Source organism: Rhodococcus sp. 27YEA6, from assembly GCF_044908235.1.
Taxonomy (GTDB): domain Bacteria; phylum Actinomycetota; class Actinomycetes; order Mycobacteriales; family Mycobacteriaceae; genus Rhodococcus_F; species Rhodococcus_F qingshengii.
The window spans coordinates 49,182-70,073 of the sequence record NZ_JBIYCY010000001.1 but is presented as its reverse complement, the minus strand read 5'-3'; the positions used below and the strand labels follow the sequence as shown (position 1 = coordinate 70,073).

The 20,892-nt window shown below is 62.6% G+C and carries 23 protein-coding genes; 9 read left to right on the top strand and 14 right to left on the bottom strand.

Annotation, left to right across the window (positions count from 1 at the left end; all coding sequences use genetic code 11):
• Positions 1-67: 67 nt before the first annotated feature.
• On the top strand, positions 68-913 hold the full coding sequence (locus tag ABH939_RS00355; protein ID WP_003939801.1) for a mechanosensitive ion channel family protein: 846 nt from the start codon (positions 68-70) through the stop codon (positions 911-913).
• Positions 914-1,007: 94 nt separating this feature from the next.
• On the opposite strand, the gene codB is transcribed toward ABH939_RS00355, so the two are convergent.
• Positions 1,008-2,339: a cytosine permease gene (gene codB / locus ABH939_RS00350; RefSeq protein WP_050654568.1), complete on the bottom strand. Its 1,332-nt coding sequence runs from the start codon at positions 2,337-2,339 to the stop codon at positions 1,008-1,010.
• Positions 2,336-2,800, bottom strand: coding sequence for a nucleoside deaminase (locus ABH939_RS00345; protein WP_209447997.1), 465 nt, complete (start codon positions 2,798-2,800; stop codon positions 2,336-2,338). The genes codB and ABH939_RS00345 overlap by 4 nt, the downstream gene beginning before the upstream one ends.
• Positions 2,801-2,975: 175 nt before the next feature.
• On the opposite strand from ABH939_RS00345, the gene ABH939_RS00340 reads away from it, so the two are divergent.
• Positions 2,976-4,496, top strand: a complete 1,521-nt coding sequence (locus tag ABH939_RS00340) for a PucR family transcriptional regulator (RefSeq protein WP_256082575.1) — start codon at positions 2,976-2,978, stop codon at positions 4,494-4,496.
• Positions 4,497-4,522: 26 nt separating this feature from the next.
• On the top strand, positions 4,523-5,167 hold the full coding sequence (locus ABH939_RS00335) for an SUMF1/EgtB/PvdO family nonheme iron enzyme (RefSeq protein ID WP_063316032.1): 645 nt from the start codon (positions 4,523-4,525) through the stop codon (positions 5,165-5,167).
• Here the strand turns inward: ABH939_RS00335 and ABH939_RS00330 are convergent.
• Complete coding sequence (locus ABH939_RS00330) at positions 5,150-5,725, bottom strand: hypothetical protein (RefSeq protein ID WP_064073890.1); 576 nt, start codon at positions 5,723-5,725, stop codon at positions 5,150-5,152. The genes ABH939_RS00335 and ABH939_RS00330 overlap by 18 nt on opposite strands.
• Positions 5,726-5,743: 18 nt before the next feature.
• On the bottom strand, positions 5,744-6,853 hold the full coding sequence (locus tag ABH939_RS00325) for a DUF6670 family protein (RefSeq protein ID WP_404649174.1): 1,110 nt from the start codon (positions 6,851-6,853) through the stop codon (positions 5,744-5,746).
• 146 nt (positions 6,854-6,999) lie between these two features.
• Between ABH939_RS00325 and ABH939_RS00320 the strand changes: the two genes are divergently transcribed.
• Genes ABH939_RS00320 through ABH939_RS00310 form a run of 3 tightly spaced genes read left to right on the top strand, consistent with a single transcriptional unit; the run spans position 7,000 to position 9,273 of the window.
• The gene (locus tag ABH939_RS00320; protein ID WP_019745522.1) at positions 7,000-7,842 is read left to right on the top strand and encodes an alpha/beta hydrolase; all 843 of its coding nucleotides are present in this window, start codon (positions 7,000-7,002) and stop codon (positions 7,840-7,842) included.
• Between the two features lie 2 nt (positions 7,843-7,844).
• A complete protein-coding gene (locus ABH939_RS00315) occupies positions 7,845-8,411 on the top strand; it encodes an NTP transferase domain-containing protein (protein WP_404649172.1) in 567 nt (188 codons plus the stop codon).
• Positions 8,412-8,469: 58 nt separating this feature from the next.
• The gene (locus tag ABH939_RS00310; RefSeq protein ID WP_030536536.1) at positions 8,470-9,273 is read left to right on the top strand and encodes a transglutaminase family protein; all 804 of its coding nucleotides are present in this window, start codon (positions 8,470-8,472) and stop codon (positions 9,271-9,273) included.
• 6 nt (positions 9,274-9,279) lie between these two features.
• On the opposite strand, the gene ABH939_RS00305 is transcribed toward ABH939_RS00310, so the two are convergent.
• The 4 genes from ABH939_RS00305 to ABH939_RS00290 form a co-directional block, all read right to left on the bottom strand.
• Positions 9,280-10,251 carry an alpha/beta hydrolase gene (locus tag ABH939_RS00305; RefSeq protein WP_095972066.1) on the bottom strand — a complete coding sequence of 324 codons (972 nt, stop codon included), beginning with the start codon at positions 10,249-10,251 and terminating at the stop codon, positions 9,280-9,282.
• A gap of 143 nt (positions 10,252-10,394) precedes the next feature.
• On the bottom strand, positions 10,395-10,832 hold the full coding sequence (locus ABH939_RS00300; RefSeq protein ID WP_404649171.1) for an SRPBCC family protein: 438 nt from the start codon (positions 10,830-10,832) through the stop codon (positions 10,395-10,397).
• Between the two features lie 76 nt (positions 10,833-10,908).
• A complete protein-coding gene (locus ABH939_RS00295) occupies positions 10,909-11,439 on the bottom strand; it encodes a gluconokinase (RefSeq protein WP_003940404.1) in 531 nt (176 codons plus the stop codon).
• A gap of 12 nt (positions 11,440-11,451) precedes the next feature.
• Positions 11,452-12,840, bottom strand: a complete 1,389-nt coding sequence (locus ABH939_RS00290; protein ID WP_003939838.1) for a GntP family permease — start codon at positions 12,838-12,840, stop codon at positions 11,452-11,454.
• Positions 12,841-12,973: 133 nt separating this feature from the next.
• Between ABH939_RS00290 and ABH939_RS00285 the strand changes: the two genes are divergently transcribed.
• The gene (locus tag ABH939_RS00285; protein ID WP_039973128.1) at positions 12,974-13,702 is read left to right on the top strand and encodes a FadR/GntR family transcriptional regulator; all 729 of its coding nucleotides are present in this window, start codon (positions 12,974-12,976) and stop codon (positions 13,700-13,702) included.
• Between the two features lie 97 nt (positions 13,703-13,799).
• Positions 13,800-14,807 (top strand): NAD(P)H-dependent glycerol-3-phosphate dehydrogenase, encoded by a 1,008-nt coding sequence (locus tag ABH939_RS00280; RefSeq protein ID WP_003940093.1) that lies wholly within the window; start codon positions 13,800-13,802, stop codon positions 14,805-14,807.
• A gap of 54 nt (positions 14,808-14,861) precedes the next feature.
• Here ABH939_RS00280 and ABH939_RS00275 read toward each other — a convergent pair whose 3' ends face one another.
• From ABH939_RS00275 to ABH939_RS00260, 4 genes are all read right to left on the bottom strand, one after another.
• Positions 14,862-15,698 (bottom strand): NAD(P)-dependent oxidoreductase, encoded by an 837-nt coding sequence (locus tag ABH939_RS00275; protein ID WP_231782589.1) that lies wholly within the window; start codon positions 15,696-15,698, stop codon positions 14,862-14,864.
• 173 nt (positions 15,699-15,871) lie between these two features.
• Positions 15,872-16,591: a M50 family metallopeptidase gene (locus ABH939_RS00270; RefSeq protein ID WP_003940327.1), complete on the bottom strand. Its 720-nt coding sequence runs from the start codon at positions 16,589-16,591 to the stop codon at positions 15,872-15,874.
• Positions 16,588-17,775: an ATP-binding protein gene (locus ABH939_RS00265; RefSeq protein ID WP_042924931.1), complete on the bottom strand. Its 1,188-nt coding sequence runs from the start codon at positions 17,773-17,775 to the stop codon at positions 16,588-16,590. Before ABH939_RS00265 ends, ABH939_RS00270 begins: the two co-directional genes overlap by 4 nt.
• Before the next feature lie 119 nt (positions 17,776-17,894).
• Positions 17,895-18,956, bottom strand: a complete 1,062-nt coding sequence (locus ABH939_RS00260; RefSeq protein ID WP_404649170.1) for an NAD(P)/FAD-dependent oxidoreductase — start codon at positions 18,954-18,956, stop codon at positions 17,895-17,897.
• A 114-nt stretch (positions 18,957-19,070) separates the two neighbouring features.
• Here ABH939_RS00260 and ABH939_RS00255 point away from each other — a divergent pair, with 114 nt between their 5' ends.
• On the top strand, positions 19,071-19,925 hold the full coding sequence (locus ABH939_RS00255) for a hypothetical protein (protein WP_404649169.1): 855 nt from the start codon (positions 19,071-19,073) through the stop codon (positions 19,923-19,925).
• A gap of 76 nt (positions 19,926-20,001) precedes the next feature.
• Here the strand turns inward: ABH939_RS00255 and ABH939_RS00250 are convergent, their stop codons facing one another.
• Together ABH939_RS00250 and ABH939_RS00245 are read right to left on the bottom strand one after the other, a co-directional pair.
• Positions 20,002-20,442, bottom strand: a complete 441-nt coding sequence (locus tag ABH939_RS00250; RefSeq protein ID WP_003940034.1) for a MaoC/PaaZ C-terminal domain-containing protein — start codon at positions 20,440-20,442, stop codon at positions 20,002-20,004.
• Positions 20,439-20,888 carry a MaoC family dehydratase N-terminal domain-containing protein gene (locus ABH939_RS00245; protein ID WP_019745537.1) on the bottom strand — a complete coding sequence of 150 codons (450 nt, stop codon included), beginning with the start codon at positions 20,886-20,888 and terminating at the stop codon, positions 20,439-20,441. Before ABH939_RS00245 ends, ABH939_RS00250 begins: the two co-directional genes overlap by 4 nt.
• Between the last annotated feature and the right edge of the window lie 4 nt (positions 20,889-20,892).

Here is a 20,892-nt window from a genome sequence, read left to right as displayed (position 1 = left end):
GTTCGGCTTTGGACCGTCTGCCCTGCACCGATGCCCGGATCGGCCCGAATCCGTAGACTGCATGGAGATGATTTCCGAAATACAAGCATGGGAACTGACCGATACCAACCGAGACTGGTTGATTCACCGACCCGTCGAGATCGCGATCTACGTGGCACTCGCAGTCGTTCTGCGCTTCGCACTGCACCGCGGGATCGATCGAATGTCGAAGCCTCGCAAGTCTCCGAACGCCAAGGTGAACGAGCGCAGATCGCAGCGAGCCCGGACCATCGGTTCGGTACTCAAATCGACGGTGTCCATCGTCATCCTGGTCTGGTGTGTGCTGCAGATTCTCGGCATCCTCGGGATCAACGTCGCGCCGTTCATCGCATCCGCCGGAGTCATCGGCCTTGCCATCGGTTTCGGTGCACAAAACCTGGTGCGTGACTTCCTCTCCGGCATCTTCATGTTGCTCGAGGATCAGTACGGTGTCGGCGACGTCGTCGATCTCGGCGACGCGGTCGGCACCGTCGAAACAGTGGGCCTGCGCGTCACCACGATTCGAGATGTCAACGGCACCTTGTGGTATTGCCGCAACGGCGAAATCCTGCGAGTGGGCAACATGAGTCAGGGTTACGCCACTGCAGTTCTCGATCTCCCGATCGCCCACAATGCGAACGTGCACAAAGCGTGTGAGGTGGCGACGCGAGCTGTCCTCGAGGCGGCAGAGTCCGAACCGATCAGGGCAGACATGATCGACAAGCCGGAGATGCTGGGAGTCAATTCGGTTACTGCCGAGGCAATTACCATTCGAGTGACGGCGCAGGTCAAGCCTGGGCGCCAATGGGCAGTCCAGCGCGCATTTGCACGCTCGGCGCTGACTGCGTTCGAAGAGCAGGGAATCGAGGCACCTTACCTGCCTGTTCTGCGCTGACGGTTGAGACGGAATCGTCTACCCTTTCCATCAATTACGCGAGCCCCCGGCGCGGTCGATACCGCCGGGGGCTCGCTGGTGCCTGAAGCATGATTCAGACGGTGGAGGTCGAGACCTCCCGATCTGCCGATCTGTTGCCAAACGCCTTGTGCAGGAACATCGTCAGAGCAATGGCTACCACGATTCCGATCAGCGGTGGGATTCCCACCTCGAACTCACCGGAAAGCCAAGCGAGGAACGCTGCGACGGCATAGACGGCCAGGTTTCGCCAGTGGACCGGCTGCGGGGTGTATCCCTCGGGAATGCCTCGCCGCCACCGGCACAGGAAGTCAGCGATGATCACGCCGCCCAATGGCGGGATGAACGTTCCGAGCAGGCTCAGATAGTCGACAAGATGGTTGTGCACACCGGTCAGAGCGAGCGCCGTGCCGATCACACACCCACCGATGACGAACGGGGTCTTGCGGGGCTTTCTGAACAATTCGGCGCCGGCCACCCCGAAGGCGTATGCGGTGTCGGCGTTGCTCTTCCAGAGGTTCCCGAACAGCAAGACCAGGCCCCAGCCGACAAGCCCGAGGTTGTAGAGAATCAGCACGAAGTCACCTTCGTGGAACGTGATAGCTCCGATGGCACCGAACAGGATCATCAATCCGTTTCCGAGGAGGAACCCGATAACGCAGGCCCACACCGCTTGTGATCCGGAACGGGCAAACCTGGTCCAGTTGGGCGCTTGCGTTCCCGCCGATACAAACGTGCCGACCACAGTGGTGATTGCGAGCGCGATCGTCATGGTCGTCTGCGGTTGAACCGAGACCAGGCCGGAGAACCCACCGACTTCCTCGAGGGACCGGAATACGACCCAGCAGGCCAACGCCAGGATCAAGGGCGTCGAGACGAGCGAGACCCAATACATTCCGCGGTAGCCGTAGCAGGCGGTGATGCACATCAAGATGCTCGCCGCGATCATCACCGACGCCCGCGCGAGATAGGAATCCCAGCCCAATGCCTGCGCGGTGAGATCGCCGATCGTGCCGATGATGACTCCGTACCAGCCGATCTGGGTACCGCCCAGCAGGATCGAAGCGAGCTTGGACCCGCGAGTGCCGAAACTGTAGCGCGCCATCACAACTGTTGTCAGCCCGGTTCGGGCTCCGACGAACCCCATCATGGCGACGTAGACCCCCAAGATGGCGGATCCGGCGGCGATCACCACCATCAGTTTCCAGAACGAGAACGCGGTACCGAGCGCTGCTCCGGCCAACATCGTCGGTGTGAAGATGGTGAACCCCAGCAACACCACCGCGAGCGAGAAGAACGGCTTACGTGCATGAAGCGGAACCGGAGTGACGGGATAGTCTGGATCGATCGGGTGGCCTGCGCTCTCCGAATCGCCTGCGACCGTGGCAGGTTCGACGGCGCTGCTCATACAACTTCGCCGATGTCTTCGAGCCACAGGCTCGGGCGCTCGGCCAGCATGCGGTCCATCAGTGCCACACACTCCGCGTCGTCGACGACGTCGACCTGAATTCCGCTGCTGCGCAACCATTCCTCCGATGCCTCGAAGGAACGATTTTCGCCGACCACGATTCGAGGGATCTCGTACAGGCGCGCCGTTCCGGCGCACATGAAGCACGGCGACAAAGTCGTGTAGAGGACACACTCGCGATACACCGAGGCCGGCAGTCGTCCGGCGCGCTCGATGCAGTCGGTCTCTCCATGACGGATGGCGCTGTTCATCTGGACCCGACGGTTACGTCCGACTGCGAGAACCTCGCCCCCGTGAATCAGCGCCGCGCCGATCGGCACGCCGCCCTCCTCCCAACCGATCTTCGCCTGTTCGATCGCAAGTCCGAGAAAATACTCATCGGTGTGTGCCGGATGATTCATGTGCGCTCCTGGAGTCTGACCAAAATCGTCGATTGTGGCTCGTGTCACAATCCGACCACGGTGGTAACAGCCCGACAAGGGACAACCTGTCAGTTCGGCAGAACTAGCTCTATGACGAAGTGCCCCCTCGGCGGACGATATAGAAATGCTCCCGACTCTGCGACAAGTTCTTGCGATGCCCTCGTTCAAGGCCGCCGCAATCGAGGTGCTCGCGGGCGACATCGATACCGCGGTGGTCCGCTGGGTCCATTCGTCCGAGGTGTACGAAATGGGTGGGCTGCTGTCCGGAGGTGAGGTCCTTCTGACCACGGGCCTCGGTCTGCACAGGCGATCTCCCGAGCAGCTCACCGCCTACATCGACCAATTGGCGGACGCGGGATGCGTCGCACTCGCGATGGAAGTCGGGCGCTCGTTCCTCACGGCCCCTCCCGAACTCGTCGAAGCTTCGCGCCGACGGGGACTCGCGTTCTTGGCCCTGCACGCAGTAGTGCCCTTCGAGCGGATGGTCGAAGACTTTCACGACCTCATGCTCCGCCGCACTCTCGGTTCGGCGCAAGCGGGCGAGCCTGTCTGGCAGGAACTTCTGAGTCTCGTGGTTGCAGGCCAGGGCATGACTGCGCTGCTCGACAAGGTGTCACGACTCGCGGGGTGCGGCGTCGATCTGCTCGACGCGGATGGCAGAACCGTCGAGCGCAGCACAACCGGCGCAGAGCGATCCGAGACCGAACGCACTATCCACGACGTACGCGGCCCGACGAACTCACTCGGTCGACTTGTCCTGTGCGGGCCGGCAACCACACGCCGAACCGCCGTCGCAAACTGCGCCGCCGTCGCGGTAGCTCTGGAACTCGGCCGTCACGGCGATCTCGGCCCAAGACAGTCACTCGCCCAATCGGTGATCACCGACGTGGTGGGCGGTGTGCTCACATCGCACGGCGACTTGTCCGAGCGACTGACAGCGGCCGGGTGGACGCCGTTGTCGGAGGGGCACCACGTCCTCGTCGCCGCTGTCGACATCGATCGGCAAACCCCGGTTCGAGAGCTCGCTGACCAAGTACGCGACGCCGTGCGGGCCGTGCTCGGCTCCTGTGTCGTCGGGACTGCGGCCAATCACGTCATCGTGCTCGCGCATGGGTGGGCGTCCGCATCCCCCGCTCGAGTGCGGACTGCGTTCACCGAAGCCGACGAGCTGCTACGCCGCGGGCCGGGCGGTTCCGCGGTACGCACGCTCGGAGTGGCGACGCCGGTCGCGGATCTGTCGGGCGTCGGGGCTGCGGTCGCGCAAGCTCGCGAAGTCGTCCAGATCGCGCGGCGCTTCGGCTCCCGGACCGGAGTGATCCTCGCGAGGGACGTCGGCGTCCAACGACTGCTCGCCGCCGGAACGACACCCGCTTCGCTGTCCGTGTTCGTAACCGAGCAACTCGGTTCGCTGATCGCATACGACACAGCACATTCCGCCGACCTCGTCCGAACGCTCGACGCGTACCTCGCACATCGGGGCGGCAAGGCGAGAACCGCGGATTTCCTCGGCATTCGGCGTCAGTCGCTTTATGCACGGCTCACGCGTATCGAGAAGCTGATGGGTGTTTCCCTCGACGATCCGGCACAGGTGGTCTGCCTCGGGCTTGCGCTGACCGCATGGCGCATGCGCACCGGCCTTGATCCACAAGCAGCGTTCGAGCGTCTCCCCGGGTGAGCGACAACCTCTGCGATGATGAACGAATGACCGGAGCAGCGGAGTTGATGATCGAGATCCCTGCCGGCGAGGTGCACCTTCGGGACGACCGCAAAGGTACTTCGTGGACCTCGAAAGTCGAATCCTTCCGCCTCGCAAGCCATCTCACCACCAGGGCGCTGCTTCACGGAGATTCGTCGGACGATTCGAGCAAACCAGCGGTCGACCTTTCATGGAAGGACGCCATCGCAACCTGCAACACACTTTCGGCCGCGGACGGTCTGACACCCGCATATCGAGACGTCGACACCGATTCTCCGCAGTGGGACCGGGGCGCAACTGGCTACCGGCTCGCCACCGAGGCCGAGTGGCAGTACGCATGCAAGGCCGGCACCTCCGGCTACCGCTACGGCGAGATCGACGAGATTGCCTGGTACAGCGACAATTCAGAGGGTAGAGCGCATCCCGTCGGAACCAAGACACCCAACAACTGGGGCCTGTACGACATGATCGGCAATGTCTGGGAATGGTGCTGGGATCTCTACGACCCCGAGGTTTACGGCACGTACCGGATCTTCCGCGGCGGCAGTTGGGCCGAAAGTGAGCGCGGTTGCGGCGCTACCGTAAGGAGGCGAAGCCACCCGACGTTTGCTATCGACGACTTGGGATTTCGCCTAGCTCAGACGATCTGAGGGCAGACGGCCGAGGACTTCGAGCACAGCCTCGATCTCTTCTCGACTGCGAAGCCTAACTATCGGCAACGACGGCACATCGACAAGAACCGTGGCCATTCGCTCCTCGTTGCGTCCGTCGGTTCGCCAGGCCCAGCGCACCACGTGATCCGGATCGAACAGAATGGTATGCAGCGGCGGCTCCATGTTGCGATTCCACAACACCTCTCGCTGCAATCGCCGACGCACGGTTCGTGTGATCACCTGGCGCATCACCGTCCGCCGAGGCAGATCCAACCACAGCATCAGGTCCGCACGCTCGGCCAGAAGTCGACGCACCGCACCGTACTGCCACTCGGTCACCCAGGCCGGCTCGCTGGAAAAGCGTCGTACTTCGGTTTCGAAACTGTCGAGCGGAATCCAGCCGGGCCCGTGGAACAGCGAGTCCAGCTCAGTGTGTTCGATCTCGAGAAGCCGCCCGATTCGACCGGCGAGAGTCGTCTTTCCGGCACCGGAAGTCCCCGCGACAAGGATCTTCTGCGGACGAATCGTCAGCGCGGCGGGGTCTACGAAAGGCACCGATACACCCTAGGGGCCTTACACTTCGCAGTCCACCCATTCGATGTAACCGGTACCGTTGATCGACGCACCGTCGAAGCTTCCCCGGTAGGTGTACGCGCCGACGTATCCCTTGCCGTGACCGTAGCGCCACTCCGAGTCGATCTCCGCCTCGAACTCCACGACCGTCCTACCGTAATCGCGCACCTGCCAACGCAGTACGCGCGGCACACGCATCTCGCGACCCTGTGGGTCGACGTGCAATGCGTCGGCGTACTCGAGCACGTCGAACTCGACGTCGTCGAAGACCTTCGCACTACCGTCGACAGTCCGAATGTAGGCGAGCTTGCACGCCGAAACCCCTGACGCTCGAACATCGGTGAGCAACAACTGATGCCGGTCGTCCAGTTGAACGATCTGGTAGGTGAAAAAGTCGGCCGGGAGCTTCCACGACTCGGGAAGCGCGCGGCGAGTCAACGATTGCGGTGTCATGCACCGCGCGTACTCGACGGTGCACGGAGCCGAAATACTCATCGGTCCATCCGGACTCGCAATTGTTCCGGAGCACTCTGCCAGCAGACTGACGTGGTCGTAGACGGGATTACGCACGAACCACGACGCTTGGTCCGTTGCCACGATCTCGAGATCGACGTCGAATGAGTCGTATCGCCCGGTGACACGGAAGTTCGGATAGCTGTTCTCGATGATCAGGTTGTCACCGAAGGCGATTCGCGAACCATCTTCTTCGAATGCACACTCATCGGCAGCGTCGTACGCCCGGTAGAAGTGATGGCCCGGCGCTGCGGTGGAACTCAGCACGGTTGCGGTGTTTCGCGCGTCTGGTGCAGCGAGATAGTCGTTGTCGAACACCACCGTCCCGGTTGCACCGATCAACGTCATGGTGTTGAGGTAACGGAGAGGCCCTGGCAGCCGGGGAACGAAGATCCCGTAGTGCGTCCACGCGAACTTCCGCGAAGCCAGGTGCGGACGCATCATGTCGGGCCGATCGAACGGGCGTACCGATTCCGCCATTCGCTTGTCGATCAGCGGTAGCGCGGCGTCCAGCAAGGCCCGAACCGCGGGTCGCCACAATCGGCGCGAGCGGGTGGCGGGAACAGGGTCGGAACGATCAACGGTTTGTCCGGTCACGCCCCTAAGTTAATGTAACCAGACGTAACAAACAAGTGTCGAATTTTCCTCGACGACCTCACACCCTGAACACCCGCGCCCTGCGCACGCGGCGAATAGCATGTGAGAATCCGCGTACCGGAACCGGTCGCAGAGAGGGCGCAACAATGCAGCACGAAGAGTCGTCGTTCACCGGAGTGGCCGGCACCAAGATCGTCTACGACGTGTGGACACCGGACCGCGAACCCACCGGGGTTCTCGTCCTGTGCCACGGACTCGGCGAACACGCGAGGCGCTACGACCACGTGGCTGCGCGACTCGGGGAACTCGGGCTCATCGTGTACGCACCCGACCATCGCGGGCACGGACGCTCTGGCGGCAAGCGCGTTCACCTCAAGGAATTCTCCGACTTCACCGACGACGTCCACACGTTGTTCTCGATCGTGACGGCGGCACATCCCGGCAAGGACAAGTTCCTGCTCGGGCACAGCATGGGCGGCGCGATCGCCCTTTCCTACGCCCTCGACCATCAGGCCGATCTCAAAGCCCTCGCCCTGTCCGGACCTGCGGTGATCATCGCAACCGGCACTCCGAAGATCGTGATGCAGTTGGGCAAGATCGTCGGCAAATACCTCCCGGACGTGCCCGTCGAGAACCTGGAAGCTGCTGCCGTATCGCGTGATCAGAAGGTCGTCGACAAGTACAACGCCGACCCGCTGGTTCACCACGGCAAGGTTCCCGCCGGTATCGCGCGCGGCATGATCACCGCCGCGGAAGGCTTCCCGGCGCGCCTGCCCTCGCTCACCATTCCCGTACTGCTTCAACACGGCTCGGACGACCGTTTGACGGACCCGGCCGGCAGCAAGCTCGTCGCAGATCTGGCCGGCTCTTCGGATGTCACCTTGAAGGTGTACGACGGCCTGTACCACGAGATCTTCAACGAGCCTGAGCAGGAAGAAGTTCTGAACGATCTGATCGAGTGGCTGCGTCCGCGGGTCACCGGAGCATAGTCATGTCTACGTGCGGGATCCTGCTGGCGGCCGGGGCCGGATCCCGCATGGGCAAACCCAAAGCGCTCGTCACAAACACCGAGGGTCAGTCTTGGCTCCACCACGGGTTGACGACACTGCAGTCCGCAGGCCTCTCACCGGTCATCGTGGTCCTCGGCGCGCAGGCAGAGGACGCCCTCGAACTACTGCCCACCACCGATGTCATTGTGGTGATATCGGATTGGCAACACGGAATGAGCGCGTCACTGCGCTGCGGACTCGAGGCCGCCATGCGAATCGACGACGCAGATGCGGCAGCGATCTCTCTGGTCGACGTCCCGGACCTCAACGCCGACACCGTGACGCGGATCGTGGGTCACAGCTCCCCATCACGAAACATACTGCGAAGAGCTGTCTTTCACGGCCGTCCCGGCCATCCCGTCCTGATCGGACGCGACCACTGGCCGACGCTTGCAAAGTCACTCACCGGGGACGGCGGCGCCAACACCTACCTACGCGAACACGGGGTCGAGTTGGTGGAGTGCAGCGACCTCAGCAGCGGCGTCGACGTCGACTACCCCGAAGCCTGATCGCACGTCACAATCCTCCCAGGTGGTGGGTGTCCGTATTCGGTGTAAAGATGGCCCGATGAAACGTACCGTCGCCGCCCTGCTCGACATCGAGATCGACGAGGCGACCAACCTGGAGTTCAAGATCGCGGTGACGCGCGCGCCGGGTGTCGAACTGCTGGAAACGATGTCGTTCGTCCATGACGGCAATCCGCTCGAACCCCGCGAGATCACCGCCGAACACGGTACCCGGATTCACCTACTCGACTGTGCCCCAGGCAAACTGATCGTCAGCTACGACGCAACCGTCATCGGCCGCGCAGAACCGGCGTCGGTCAGCGACTACGACGTGTCGAAATATCTGCGCCCCAGCCGGTATGCCGAGGCCGACAAGTTCTTCGGTTTTGTCGCCGGGCAATTCGATCTCGCCACTCCCCCGGCCGAACTCCTCCTCGAAGTCACTCGCTGGGTGAGTACACATTTGAGTTATGTTCCCGGCACCAGTCGCGGCACCGACAGTGCGGTCGACACCTTGCTCGCCGGCGCCGGAGTGTGCCGCGACTACTCGCACCTGACCATCTCACTGCTGCGCGCCGTGGGGATTCCCGCTCGACTGGTGGCCGTCTACGCGCCGGGCTGCGATCCGATGGATTTTCACGCCGTAGTCGAAGCCAATATCGACCACGTCTGGCGCGTGGTCGATGCAACGCAATTGGCGCCGCGCAGCAATCTTGTGCGCATCTCGACCGGCCGAGATGCCGCAGACACAGCCTTCCTCGACAATCACGGCGGTTCGATCACGTTGCACGCCTCGGAAGTTCGCGCAGTCGTCGACGGCGTTCTCGACAACGACGACTACGCAACACTCACATCGATCGGCTGAAAAGCGTCAGGCGCTGATCTGGTTCTGCGAGGCCATCGTTCGCTCGAGGAACTTGACTGTCAGATCGACGATCGCCTTGCCCTCCCGAAGAGCTTTGCCGATCACCGGGAAAGCATGGATCTGCCCACTCCAGATGTGCGTTTCGACGGCTTGTCCTGCCTTGATCAAGTTTTCGGTCATGATCTCGACGTCCGGACGCATCAGTTCGTATTCGGCGGACACCAGGAACGACGGCGGAATCAGACTGGCGTCGGCGTTGATCGGCGACTGCGCACCAGGAATCTCGTCCGGCCCCTCGAGCCACCGGTCCTTGAGCTTTTCCACCTGTGACATCGGTAGGTAGGCATCACGTTTCATGAAATCGGGATCATGGTCCTCGAGGTTCACGTTGAGAAGAGGGGAATATCCCACCACGGCAGCGGGCCGCGTGATTCCGCGCAGTGCGGTAATTTCGGCGACCTTCATGGCCAGGTATCCGCCCGCCGAGTCACCGGCAACCACAATCTTGTTCGGGTCTTCGGCTGTCTCGAGCAACGCGGTGTACGCGGCCATTGCGTCCTTGACGGAGGTGCCGATGGAACCTTCCGGCAGCTGGCGGTAGCGCACGGAGATCACCGGTACTCCGGCCTTCGCAGAAAGCAAACCGCACAGTGCCCGGTGCGTTGCCAGACCGCAGAAGACGAATCCCCCTCCGTGGAAGTAGAGGATCGTGGCGCCGGCCAACTCGCCCTGCGCTTTGCGTGGATGCTGCACCTTCTCGCTGGGCACACCCCCCAGCGTGAAAGGCTCGATATCGAGGTTCTTCGGCTTCGGCAGTTTGTCCGCCATCGCGTCGAGTCGCTCGAGTTGGCGGATACCACGTTCGGTGGTCGGCCAAAGGGTGAACATCGGCTTCACGAACGTCCTGGTCAGGCAGAAGATAACCCGCGCTCGCGGACTCACGTTCCAATGCCATACCGTCGAATCTCGCGTCCGCATAGCGTCCTCCCAGGTCAAGCCGTTTTGTGCATTTGAGTTACACATACTTGTCGGCTGCTGATGTGAACGATAACTGACGCTGCGTCAAAATGACACGACGGGTATGGATCAATTGCTCGAGCGTGTGCAAGTTCTGGTCGCGATCACGGCCAGGAGAGATATGCGCACAGTCCGCGGTGCCCTCCACGCATCATCGCTTCATGATTCCACTCGAACAGCGGCTTCGCGACCTTCGCGGCCAGACCAAGCGCTCCGGACACCGCTACCTGTTGCCGAAATTCGGCTGTGCAACCAGATCCAGCGGGGCGCACCGCCCAGCTACTCCACCCGGTCATTGCGCCGGTGAGACGCACTTTCAGATAGCGGTCAACTGAGTCTTCCACCTCACGTCGCCCAAAGACCAGCAGCGTCAGAGGGACAGCGCTGCGGATGGACATGGAGCCTGAATGCTCGTCGATCGTCCGGACTCGGCGTATCTGAGGCCACCACTGCGAATACCGTTCGGCATCCGCGAGAACCTCGTAGACGCGGTCAGCAGAGGCAGGAAGCGTCCAGACGCTGTGGAAGTCGAAGTCGGTCACGGTTCAGTCCGTCTGCGCAGCAGCAGTCACCCAAGCACCGTAACCCGAACCTCGGGTGCTTACACGCCGGGCTTGCTCAGTATTCGAATGTCTCCACCCGTCGCAGGATCTCCTCTGCGATCTTGGCGGGACTCCCGCCCACGTCGACGACGATGGCCTGTTCGTCCGGGTCGACGGCCTCGAGTGTCGAGATCTGGGAGTCGAGCAGCGAGGCGGGCATGTAGTGATCGAGGCGAGCGGTCAATCGCTGGCCGATCTGATCCCGCGAACCGGCGAGGTGCACGAACACGACGTGCTCACCGCGAAGCACGTCGCGGTAGCTGCGCTTGAGTGCCGAACACGTGACGATGCCCGGCTGACCGGCGTCGGTATGGCTCTTGATCCAGACGGCGATCTTGTCGAGCCAGGGCCAGCGGTCTTCGTCGTTCAACGGATGCCCGGTCGCCATCTTGTCGATGTTCGCCTGCGGATGCAGATCGTCGCCTTCTTGAAGGTCCCAACCCATCGCTCCGGCGAGCATGCCGCCGACCGTCGACTTTCCCGAACCCGAGACACCCATCAGGACGAGCACGGGATACTGCTTCTGCTGTGCCGCTTCGCTGTTCATGTGCTCGCCTACCTAGATGAATGCGCTCAACACGAGCACTCCGGCCAGGCCCGATACCGAGATGATGCATTCCATCACGGTCCAGGTCTTGAGGTTCTGTACCACGCTGACGCCCAGATACTCCTTCACCAACCAGAATCCGGCGTCGTTGACGTGCGAGAGGAAGAGCGAGCCTGCACCGATCGCCAACACCATCAGCGAGACATGTGCGGACGAGAGATCGGCCGCAACCGGAGCGAGGATGCCCGACGCCGTCACCGTTGCCACCGTCGCCGAACCCGTTGCGACGCGGATCAATACCGCTACCAGCCAGGCCAGGAACAGCACGGGGAGGCTGCTGCCCTTGATCGCGTCGGCGATCACTCCGGCGATACCGGTGTCGATCAGGACCTGCTTGAAACCGCCACCGGCGCCGACGATCAACAAGATGCCTGCGATGGGAGGTAGGGAACTCTCGAGTGACTTCGAGATGGCCTTGCGGTCCATTCCGCCACCGCGACCCAACAGCACCATACCGACCAGAACCGCGAGACCCAAAGCCACAACGGGTGTTCCGAGGAAGTCGAGGACGGACTTGGGGAGTGCCTCGGAATCGGGTGCGATCACGTCTGCAAATGCCTTGCCCAGCATGAGAACAACCGGCAGGAGGATCGCTGCGAGAGTAGCCGCGAACGAGGGACGCTGCTTCTTCTCTTCCTCGCCTCGATCTTCGCCTGTGACAAAAAGATCCGGGACCTTCACGTCGACCCACCGCGCGGCGTACTTACTGAAAACCGGTCCGGCGAGAACAACCGTGGGGATCGCGACGAGAACACCGAGAGCGAGGGTGAGGCCGAGGTTGGCGTTCAAAGCCGAGACGGCAACCAGTGGCCCGGGGTGCGGCGGAACCAACCCGTGCATGGCCGAGAGGCCGGCGAGGGTGGGGATCGCGATGCGCATCAGGGACAAGCCGGAACGCCGCGCGACGAGGATGATGACCGGCATCAACAGCACGAGACCGATTTCGAAGAACATCGGCAGACCGATCACTGCGCCGACCAGAGCCATGGTCCACGGAAGCGCCTTGGTGCTGGAACGGCCGACCAGCGTGTCGACCACTCGGTCGGCACCGCCGGAATCGGCGAGGAGTTTGCCGAACATCGCGCCGAAACCGATCAGGATTCCGACGCTTCCCATGGTCGACCCGAAGCCGGTGGCGAACGCCGCGACCGACTCGGCCGATCCGAGGCCGGCCGCCAAACCTACGCCTACCGCGCCGATGGACAGCGCGAGGAAGGGATGCAGGTCGAGCCAGGTGATCAGCGCGATGATGACCGCGACGCCGGCGACTGCAGCGATGATCAATCGTGCGTCGCTACCAGCGGGGACGACCTCGGCCGCCAGCAATGCTGTGGTGTTCATAGGGACTCCCAGTCCGATGAGTGATTGAGGTCACTGTTCCTTAATTAACCTACAATTTCAAGAGCAGACACTAATTTGTAGTATTTATTCGGCTTCCACCGGGCTTACTCCATACGCATGGGACGATCTACGTATGCCTTCTGTCCCGTTTCAGCAGTTACACGACTCGATGCTGGAACAGCTCGGCCAAGACATAGTCGGTGGTGTGCTCGCTCCGGGAACCACGATCTCCGCCGACGAGGTGGCAACGCGATACGACGTGTCGCGAACCGTCATCCGCGAAGTTGTCCGCGTTCTCGAATCCCTCGGACTCGCCTCGGTTCGTCGACGCGTCGGAATCACCATCCTGGGCTCCGGACACTGGAACTCGCTCGACCCCAACGTCATCCGCTGGCAACTGGCCGGTCCTGATCGGTTCGAGCAACTTTCGATCCTCAGTGAACTCCGTTCCGGCATCGAACCTCTGGCTGCGCGACTGGCCGCAACTCGCGCCACACCTGAGCAGTGCGGCGCTCTCACTGCAGCCGTCATCGGCATGTCAGCTACCTCGCGCGCTGCCGATACCGACGCATATCTCGGCCATGATTCCGACTTTCACCGCACACTGCTCGCCGCTTCCGGCAACCCGATGCTGCGGGCGATGTCGCAGATCGTCGTCGAGATACTCGAAGGCCGCACCCGCCACTCGTTGATGCCCCACGAGGCCGACCCCGAAGCGATTCACCTGCACGGAGTGGTCGCATCGGCTATTCAGGCCGGAGACGCCGACGCCGCGGAAGCCGCCATGCGCTCGATCGTCGCGGAATCCGCAGAAGCGGTCGAAACAATGCGCGAAAGCCCCGAACCGCCGCCTCATCTGTAAGTCGAGCCACAGACTCGGCGGAATTGGCCCGCAACTGCTCCGCAAGTGGAACGCTTGGCGCCATGACAGCACTCGCTACCCAGAACAGCGCACTCTGATGGCCCGCCCGGTACGCGTCGTCGTCCTCGGTGCCGGATCGTGGGGAACCACGGTGGCCGGCCTCGCTGCCCGCAACACCCCGACCCTGTTGTGGGCACGCAATTCCGAAGCAGCCGACGAGATCAATTCGCAACGGACCAACTCCAAATACCTTGGTGAGCGCAAACTTCCCAAGGGGCTCAAGGCAACCTCGGATCTGGTCGAAGCCGCCCGCGAAGCGGACGTACTCGTATGCGGGGTGCCTTCGCACGCCGTTCGCTCCACCCTCGCCGAGATCGCCAACGAGGTTCGGGCGTGGGTCCCGGTGTTGTCACTGTCCAAGGGTCTCGAGCCCGGCACCCGGCAGCGCCCCACCGAAGTGATCGCCGAGTGCCTGCCCGGCCATCCCGTCGGACTGCTCGCGGGCCCCAACATCGCCAAGGAGATCGTCGACGGCATGGCCGCGGCATCGGTCGTGGCCACCCAGGACGATCGCGTCGCCGCCGCGCTGCAACCCCTGTTCGCGTCGTCGGTCTTCCGCGTCTACCGCAACACCGACGTGCTCGGCTGCGAACTCGGCGGCATCCTCAAGAACATCGTTGCCATCGCCTCGGGCATGGCCGACGGTCTGGGAGTCGGTGACAACACTCGTGCGATGGTGCTCGCACGCGGTCTCGCCGAGATGACCCGACTCGGTGAGGCGATGGGCGCCAACCCGCGCACCTTTGCCGGCCTCACGGGCGTCGGCGATCTGATTGCCACCTGCATGGCTCCGACTTCTCGGAACCGTCGCGTCGGCGAAGCTCTGGCGCAGGGATTGACCGTCGAGGAGGCGGTCGCCAAGCTCGGCCAGGTTGCCGAGGGCGTGAAGACTGCCCCCACCGTCATGGATCTGGCCCGTGAATACGGTGTCGACATGCCGATTGCCGCGGAGGTCGAGGCCGTCATCGGCGGTCGCCAAAGTGCCAGCGACGCATATCGCGGACTTCAGAAGGTTGCCCCGGGCGGCGAGCACGAAGTGGCGTGAGGAATATCTACAGGTATCTAGCGATTTGGCTAGATACCTGTAGATCGCCCGAGATCACGGAATTGGCGCGTCGACGAAGATGTCGATCGCCAACGGTGACCGACCGCCGTACTGCGAGAAATCCGAGATCCCCGCCTCGCGCAAGATCTCGACGTCGAGCACTGTACGACCGGTATCCGTGCCGGCGGGACGCCCGAGAATCTCGACAGCCGCATCGGCCATGATCTCGGGTGAACGAGAGTGCTCGATACTGTCGTCTCCCCCGAGCAGGTTTCCGACAGCGGCCGTGGCGATCATGGTCTCCGGCCACAGGCAATTACTCGAAATCGGTGCACCTGAATACTCTGCGGCGATGCCCAAGGCCGCCAATGTCATTCCGTATTTGGCCAGCATGTAGCCCGGATGAGCACCCAACCAGTGCGGCGAAAAGTTGAGCGGCGGCGACAGCGTCAACACGTGCGCGTTGGCCGAAACCTGAAGGTACGGAAGGCAGGCGCGGGTGAGCGCGAAGGTGCCACGGACGTTGACCTGCTGCATCAGATCGAATCGCTTCATCGCGAGATCTTCGGTTTTCGAGATGTCGAGGACGCTCGCGTTGTTGACCACGATGTCGATGCCACCGAAGTGCTCTACCGCTGCAGCCACGGCCCGCGCGATGTCGTCGTCGTTCCTCACGTCGCCGACGACCGGAACGGCATGACCCTCGAGCTCGTTCAACTCGTCCACAGCCGTGTGGATAGTTCCGGGCAGCCTGGGATCCGGCGTATCGGTCTTGGCGAGCAACACGATATTTCCGCCGCGGCGCGCTATCGCACGGGCGATGGCAAGTCCGATGCCACGGCTTCCCCCGGACATGATCGCGGTTCGTCCGCGGAAGTTCTTGTCGTCCAAAACGAATCCTTGTCATCGTCGACGGTCTTCGTCGTTGCGGGTGTGGCCGCGGGAAGTCCCGGTACGACCACTCGTCGACTTCCACGATATGAGCGCCTTCATGCGATGACTACGTCCGCAGAGCATCAACAATCGTTGGTCCGTTGTCCTGACGGGACAACGGATCAATCCGGTCAGCCACCCACCGGGCGCAGAATCCACCATCCGCCGAGCACGAGCACCGCGACGTTCACGAGCAGGAACAACCCGACCCAGACGATCGCGGGTATCGGTGAGAGCCTGGCCAATTGGTCTGCGTCCGAGTCCGGTGCCCCGCCTCGTCGCATTCGCTGCCGTTGAAGTTCCACGACGGGGCGCGGTCCTGCAAAAAGCAGGAAGAGCGTCAGGAAGTACGCTGCGGCCACTTGCTGCTCCTGGGTCCCCCACCAGACGAGCCCGAACAACACGGCTCCCACGACTGCAAGTGAGAAGACTCCGTAGAGGTTTCGGATCAGGACCATCATCACCGCGATGACGAATACGCCGATCCACAGCACCGAGACCGCACGCTGCGCGCCCAACAACCCGGCCGCGCCGAGTCCGAGAATCGACGGTCCGACGTACCCCGCGAACGTCATCAGAATGACGCCGAAGCCGGTCGGTTTGCCCGACGAAATCGCGACACCCGACGTATCCGAATGCAGGCGAAGACCTTTCAACCGTCGACCGACCAGGACTGCGACGATCAGATGAGCACCCTCGTGTGCGATGGTGACGACGTTGCGGGCGATCCGCCACAGGTGCGGCTCGAGAACGATGATCACGGCGATCAACGCTGCCAGCTGAACCACCCACGCCGGCGGATTGGGACTGAGCGCCGCCACCCGATCCCACGCGGTTTCGAGCGCGTTCACTCCGCTTGTCCGCGCAGGTATCGGCCGAAGTGCGGGACCGTGAATCCGATGGACCCACGTTCTGCCGAATAGATCAGTCCCTTCTTGATCAGTCCATCGCGTGCCGGCGAAAGGGAAGCCGGCTTGCGCCCCAACTCGACGGCGATCTTCGCGGTTGCGACGGGTCCGTCGTCACCGGCGAGATCGGCCATGGCGCGCATGTACTCACGCTCCGCAGGTGTTGCTCGCTCGTACCGCGATCCGAAGAAACCGACAGCGAGTTCTTCCTCAGCCGTCGGTGCGCCGACGCGCACGTCTTCTGCCGTGATCGGACTCGACGCCGCCACATCCCACGTGGCTTTCCCGTAGGCCTGAACGAAGTACGGGTACCCGTCAGCCGCTTCGTACAGAGCGTCGAGCGCGGATTCGGTGAACTCGACCTCCTCACGCTCGGCAGGCGCAATCAGTGCCTGATCTGCAGCTTCACGCTCGAGGCGGTCGATCCGGTGGTAGCTGAACAGGCGCTCCGAGTAGCTTTTCGACGCCGACAGCACAGCAGGCAGATGCGGAAGCCCCGCCCCGACGACGATCAACGGTGCCGCGTCCTGACTCAACTCGTGGCAGGCCCCGCAGATCGCCGAGACATCCGCGGCACCGAGGTCCTGCATCTCGTCGATGAAGATTGCGATCCCGACGCCGACATCCCTGGCCAGCGACGACGCGTCGAGCAGCAACTCGACCAGGTCGATCTCGATGTCGCCGCTGTCTGCCCGGCCTTTGATCGCGGGTGCGTCGATGCCTGGTTGCCAGCGCTCCCGCATTCCCTTGTCCGCAGTGGCGCGTAGGGCAAACGATTTGAGGACTCCGAGGAACTGCTCGACCCGCTCCGGATCGCGATGGGAGACCGCGATCTCGCGGACCGCCATGTGGAGTGCTGACGAGAGTGGGCGTCGTAAATCCTGGTCGGGCCGCGCCTCGATCTTCCCAGTCCCCCAGCTTCGGGAGATCGCGGCCGAACGCAACTGATTGAGCAGGACGGTCTTTCCGACGCCACGCAATCCGGTGAGTACAACACTTCGTTCCGGGCGGCCACGCGCAATTCGCTCGAGAACGACGTCGAAGGCGTCGATCTGCTTGTCGCGCCCGGCGAGTTCCGGCGGGCGTTGACCGGCACCGGGGGCATACGGATTGCGCACGGGGTCCATGCCCATCGACGGTACAAGCCGAGTAGACGAATATCCCGCTCTCTAGCGCGTGTCCTAGAGAGAACTAGGAACCGCAATATCGGCTCGAACCTTGTCGAACCGGGCTCCGGCGTCGTCGTCTAACCGTCCAGGGTTGACGCTCGGGCGAAGTCCCCGGCCACGTGGGCTCCAATTGCTCCGGCCAGAATGATCGCCGGATGCGTCGCGGCCAGATAGAGCCCCGACACGCCTTCGGCGAAGCCCAGCAGCGGGCGGCCACCACGCGGGATGGGACGGTCAGCGACTACCGCCTCGATCAGTTCCACTTGGTCACCGTCCTCGAGCTGACTGCGGATCGCGTGCAGCGTCGGCCCCGCAAGCTCACGAGCATCTCCGGAGAACCCGACCGGAACATTTTCAGCCGCAATCAGTGTCGTGTCGTCCAATTGCCGGATCTCGAAATCCGGAGAGGAGAGTATTCCGTTCACCAATGGGTAGGGCGTCGAGAATCTGATGAGGCAACACGGGGAGGCGTCGACCTCGACGTCGACTCCCGCCGACGCCGCGAGTCCAGGAATCGCGGTACCCGCAGCGAGCACGGTGGCCGATCCGTAGACGGGACCGTCGGCAGTCATTACTCCGCACACTCTCATGCCCTCCGCGAGCACCCCGAGCGCACTGACATCGGAATACACTGTGGCACCGTACTCTTCGGCACCTCGCAGGAGCGATCGAGCGAACGCAACCGGGTCAACGCCACCGTCATCAGGCGCGTACGCTGCGACCGAGGGGGCCGTCCGCAATCCCGGCTCACGAGCAAGGATTTCCTCTTTACCGATGAGGTCGACGGGATGGCCGAGTGCTCGATGAGCATCTACGAACGCCCGGGTCTCCGCTTCCGTCTCTTCCCAGGTGATCGCGCCTCTGCGGCGCAAACCGATTGGCTCGACGAGTTCGCGCTCCAGGCGGTCGATTTCGACTGCAGCGCCTTGCCGGAACGGATCTGAGTAAGTTTCTGCGGCACTCTTCGAGAGGCCGACCCAGGCAAAGGAGTTGCCGGTCACCCCTCCCGCCACCGAGCCGTGCTCCAGCACGGTGACTCGGAGACCAACGCGCGCCAGGTGATACGCGATCGACGCGCCGACGACGCCGGCACCAATCACCAGGATCGGACTGTCGTTTCGACCATTCGGATGCGTCACCAGTGGACCATATCTGCGAGCCGCAACCTGGATCCACTCAATTTGGATGCGAGGACTTCGGCGGTAAACGGAGGACTAAGCCTCGGCGCACATCGGGACCGATACGGTGTGCTCATGCTCTGGCGTTGGTTCGCAGTCGTGATCGTCATCCTCGCTGTTGCCGGCATTTGGCACGTGACCATCCCCGACCGTCCTGTTGCCGCAATAGTCGACGCCGAGACGCTGGGGTGCGCGACCCCGTATCCGATCGGCCCGCTCCAGACGACATCAACTGCGACAGTTCCAGACGATTTCGTACCCGTCGCCGCCGTCACGTGCGACCCGTTTGTCAGCGACAACGTGGCAGCCGACCGAACCGTCAGCTTCTCTGCTCACCGTTGGGAGGGCGATTTCAGTCGGGCGGTGGAAATGCTGAACCGCTCGTCCGCGCACAAGACTTGGTTCCCCGAAGGCTGCGGTGACAACTACAGCCTGGCTGTCCTGGAGCAATTCTGGTTGGTCGACGATCGAGGCCGAGCAACTCGGCCGGGGTATCCCTCCGATTCGTGTGGACTACCGAAACCCGGTGGCCTGGCCGCCATCAAGGAACTGACACCGGTCGGCAGTACCGAACACCGAATAGCGTTGTCCGACGATCAGATCTACGAACTGTCGCATTGCAGGCCGACCTACCGACCAGCCACGACAGGTACAATGGCGCTGACATCGCTGTCGGCGGGCAGCGTTTTCTGCCGATTCTCCTCCACCGAATTCGTAGGCACATCGTCTACGACGGAAACCTTCGACGGACTTCCACCCGCTCCCGACTGTGACGCGGTGGCCACCGAGGTGGCGTCGACGATCTACGTGGACCGTCCTACGAACGAGGAACGATTACTCACCGTCGAGATCGACGGCTGTCGGCGCGTCATCGCCGACGGATACGCACCGATGCAAGCGTCGGACGAGCTGTTGGTGTCTTTCCGGTAGTGCTGCGCCACAATGCAGTTGATCTCCCGCCCGGATGCGTAGGTCCCGATGTGACCAGTGACAGCCCGCAATCCTGTCAGGCGCCCGGGAACTGAAGGTGCGCTTGGGTCTTTCCCAGAACCGTCTGGCCCTTGTGCGTGACTGTGACATCGATCCGCGTTGTCCGCATCGTGGCGTCGATCCGCGCGATCTTCGCAGTGATGGAGAGATCAGCACCATCGACGGCATCGACTACGACGGGTCGAGTAAAGCGAGTTTCGTACGAGAACACACCACTCGGATCGCCAACCCAGTCGACGATGGCCTTCAAAGCAATTCCGGCAGTGAGCATTCCGTGAGCCAGAACTCCCGGTAGCCCAGCCGCGGTAGCGATTGCGTCGTTGAAATGGATCGGGTTCATGTCGCCGGAGGCACCGGCGTAGCGAACTAGGTCATCACGAGTGAGGACCAGATCAACCTTCGCGACGATGTCACCGAGGACGAGGTTTTCGAAAACCGGCACGACGGGTACGGTCATGCGCCTTCTCCTCGCGCCAGTAGCGTCGAGGTGACCGTTGCTACCAAAGCGTCGGTCACGTCGTGGATCTCGGAAACTGTCGACAGGATCGCACTGCCTGCACGCACTGTCACCCCTGTAATCGTCAGTGTCGTAGACAGGTCATCGCCGGCGACTATCGGACGCTGATGCTCGATCTTCTCGGAAGTATGGACCACACGAGTCGGATCGAGCCCGGTATCCGGCGTGCGCAGCAGTGCCATGATCGCTCGTTGCTGGACAACGGTTGTGAATGTTGTCGGTGCGATGACATCGACGAACCCGGCCTCCCTGGCGACACCGACATCATGGTGCAAGGGATTGCTCGAACGCACCGCCAGAGCGAACTCGCGAATCTTCTCGCGCCCGACAAGGTACGAAGACGAGGGAAACACCCGGCCGGCGAGCGCTGGGTTCACAGGAGACATCCCG

Excerpts from the sequence above, each read along its gene's own strand:
- ABH939_RS00280 (WP_003940093.1), top strand. The coding sequence starts at position 13,800 with ATGGCCCGCCCGGTACGCGTCGTCGTCCTCGGTGCCGGATCGTGGGGA.
- ABH939_RS00320 (WP_019745522.1), top strand. The coding sequence starts at position 7,000 with ATGCAGCACGAAGAGTCGTCGTTCACCGGAGTGGCCGGCACCAAGATC.
- ABH939_RS00245 (WP_019745537.1), bottom strand. The coding sequence starts at position 20,888 with ATGTCTCCTGTGAACCCAGCGCTCGCCGGCCGGGTGTTTCCCTCGTCT.
- ABH939_RS00315 (WP_404649172.1), top strand. The coding sequence starts at position 7,845 with ATGTCTACGTGCGGGATCCTGCTGGCGGCCGGGGCCGGATCCCGCATG.
- ABH939_RS00355 (WP_003939801.1), top strand. The coding sequence starts at position 68 with ATGATTTCCGAAATACAAGCATGGGAACTGACCGATACCAACCGAGAC.
- ABH939_RS00250 (WP_003940034.1), bottom strand. The coding sequence starts at position 20,442 with ATGACCGTACCCGTCGTGCCGGTTTTCGAAAACCTCGTCCTCGGTGAC.
- ABH939_RS00290 (WP_003939838.1), bottom strand. The coding sequence starts at position 12,840 with ATGAACACCACAGCATTGCTGGCGGCCGAGGTCGTCCCCGCTGGTAGC.
- ABH939_RS00310 (WP_030536536.1), top strand. The coding sequence starts at position 8,470 with ATGAAACGTACCGTCGCCGCCCTGCTCGACATCGAGATCGACGAGGCG.
- ABH939_RS00345 (WP_209447997.1), bottom strand. The coding sequence starts at position 2,800 with ATGAATCATCCGGCACACACCGATGAGTATTTTCTCGGACTTGCGATC.
- ABH939_RS00255 (WP_404649169.1), top strand. The coding sequence starts at position 19,071 with ATGCTCTGGCGTTGGTTCGCAGTCGTGATCGTCATCCTCGCTGTTGCC.
- codB (WP_050654568.1), bottom strand. The coding sequence starts at position 2,339 with ATGAGCAGCGCCGTCGAACCTGCCACGGTCGCAGGCGATTCGGAGAGC.
- ABH939_RS00295 (WP_003940404.1), bottom strand. The coding sequence starts at position 11,439 with ATGAACAGCGAAGCGGCACAGCAGAAGCAGTATCCCGTGCTCGTCCTG.
- ABH939_RS00265 (WP_042924931.1), bottom strand. The coding sequence starts at position 17,775 with ATGGACCCCGTGCGCAATCCGTATGCCCCCGGTGCCGGTCAACGCCCG.
- ABH939_RS00305 (WP_095972066.1), bottom strand. The coding sequence starts at position 10,251 with ATGCGGACGCGAGATTCGACGGTATGGCATTGGAACGTGAGTCCGCGA.
- ABH939_RS00340 (WP_256082575.1), top strand. The coding sequence starts at position 2,976 with ATGCCCTCGTTCAAGGCCGCCGCAATCGAGGTGCTCGCGGGCGACATC.
- ABH939_RS00285 (WP_039973128.1), top strand. The coding sequence starts at position 12,974 with ATGCCTTCTGTCCCGTTTCAGCAGTTACACGACTCGATGCTGGAACAG.
- ABH939_RS00335 (WP_063316032.1), top strand. The coding sequence starts at position 4,523 with ATGACCGGAGCAGCGGAGTTGATGATCGAGATCCCTGCCGGCGAGGTG.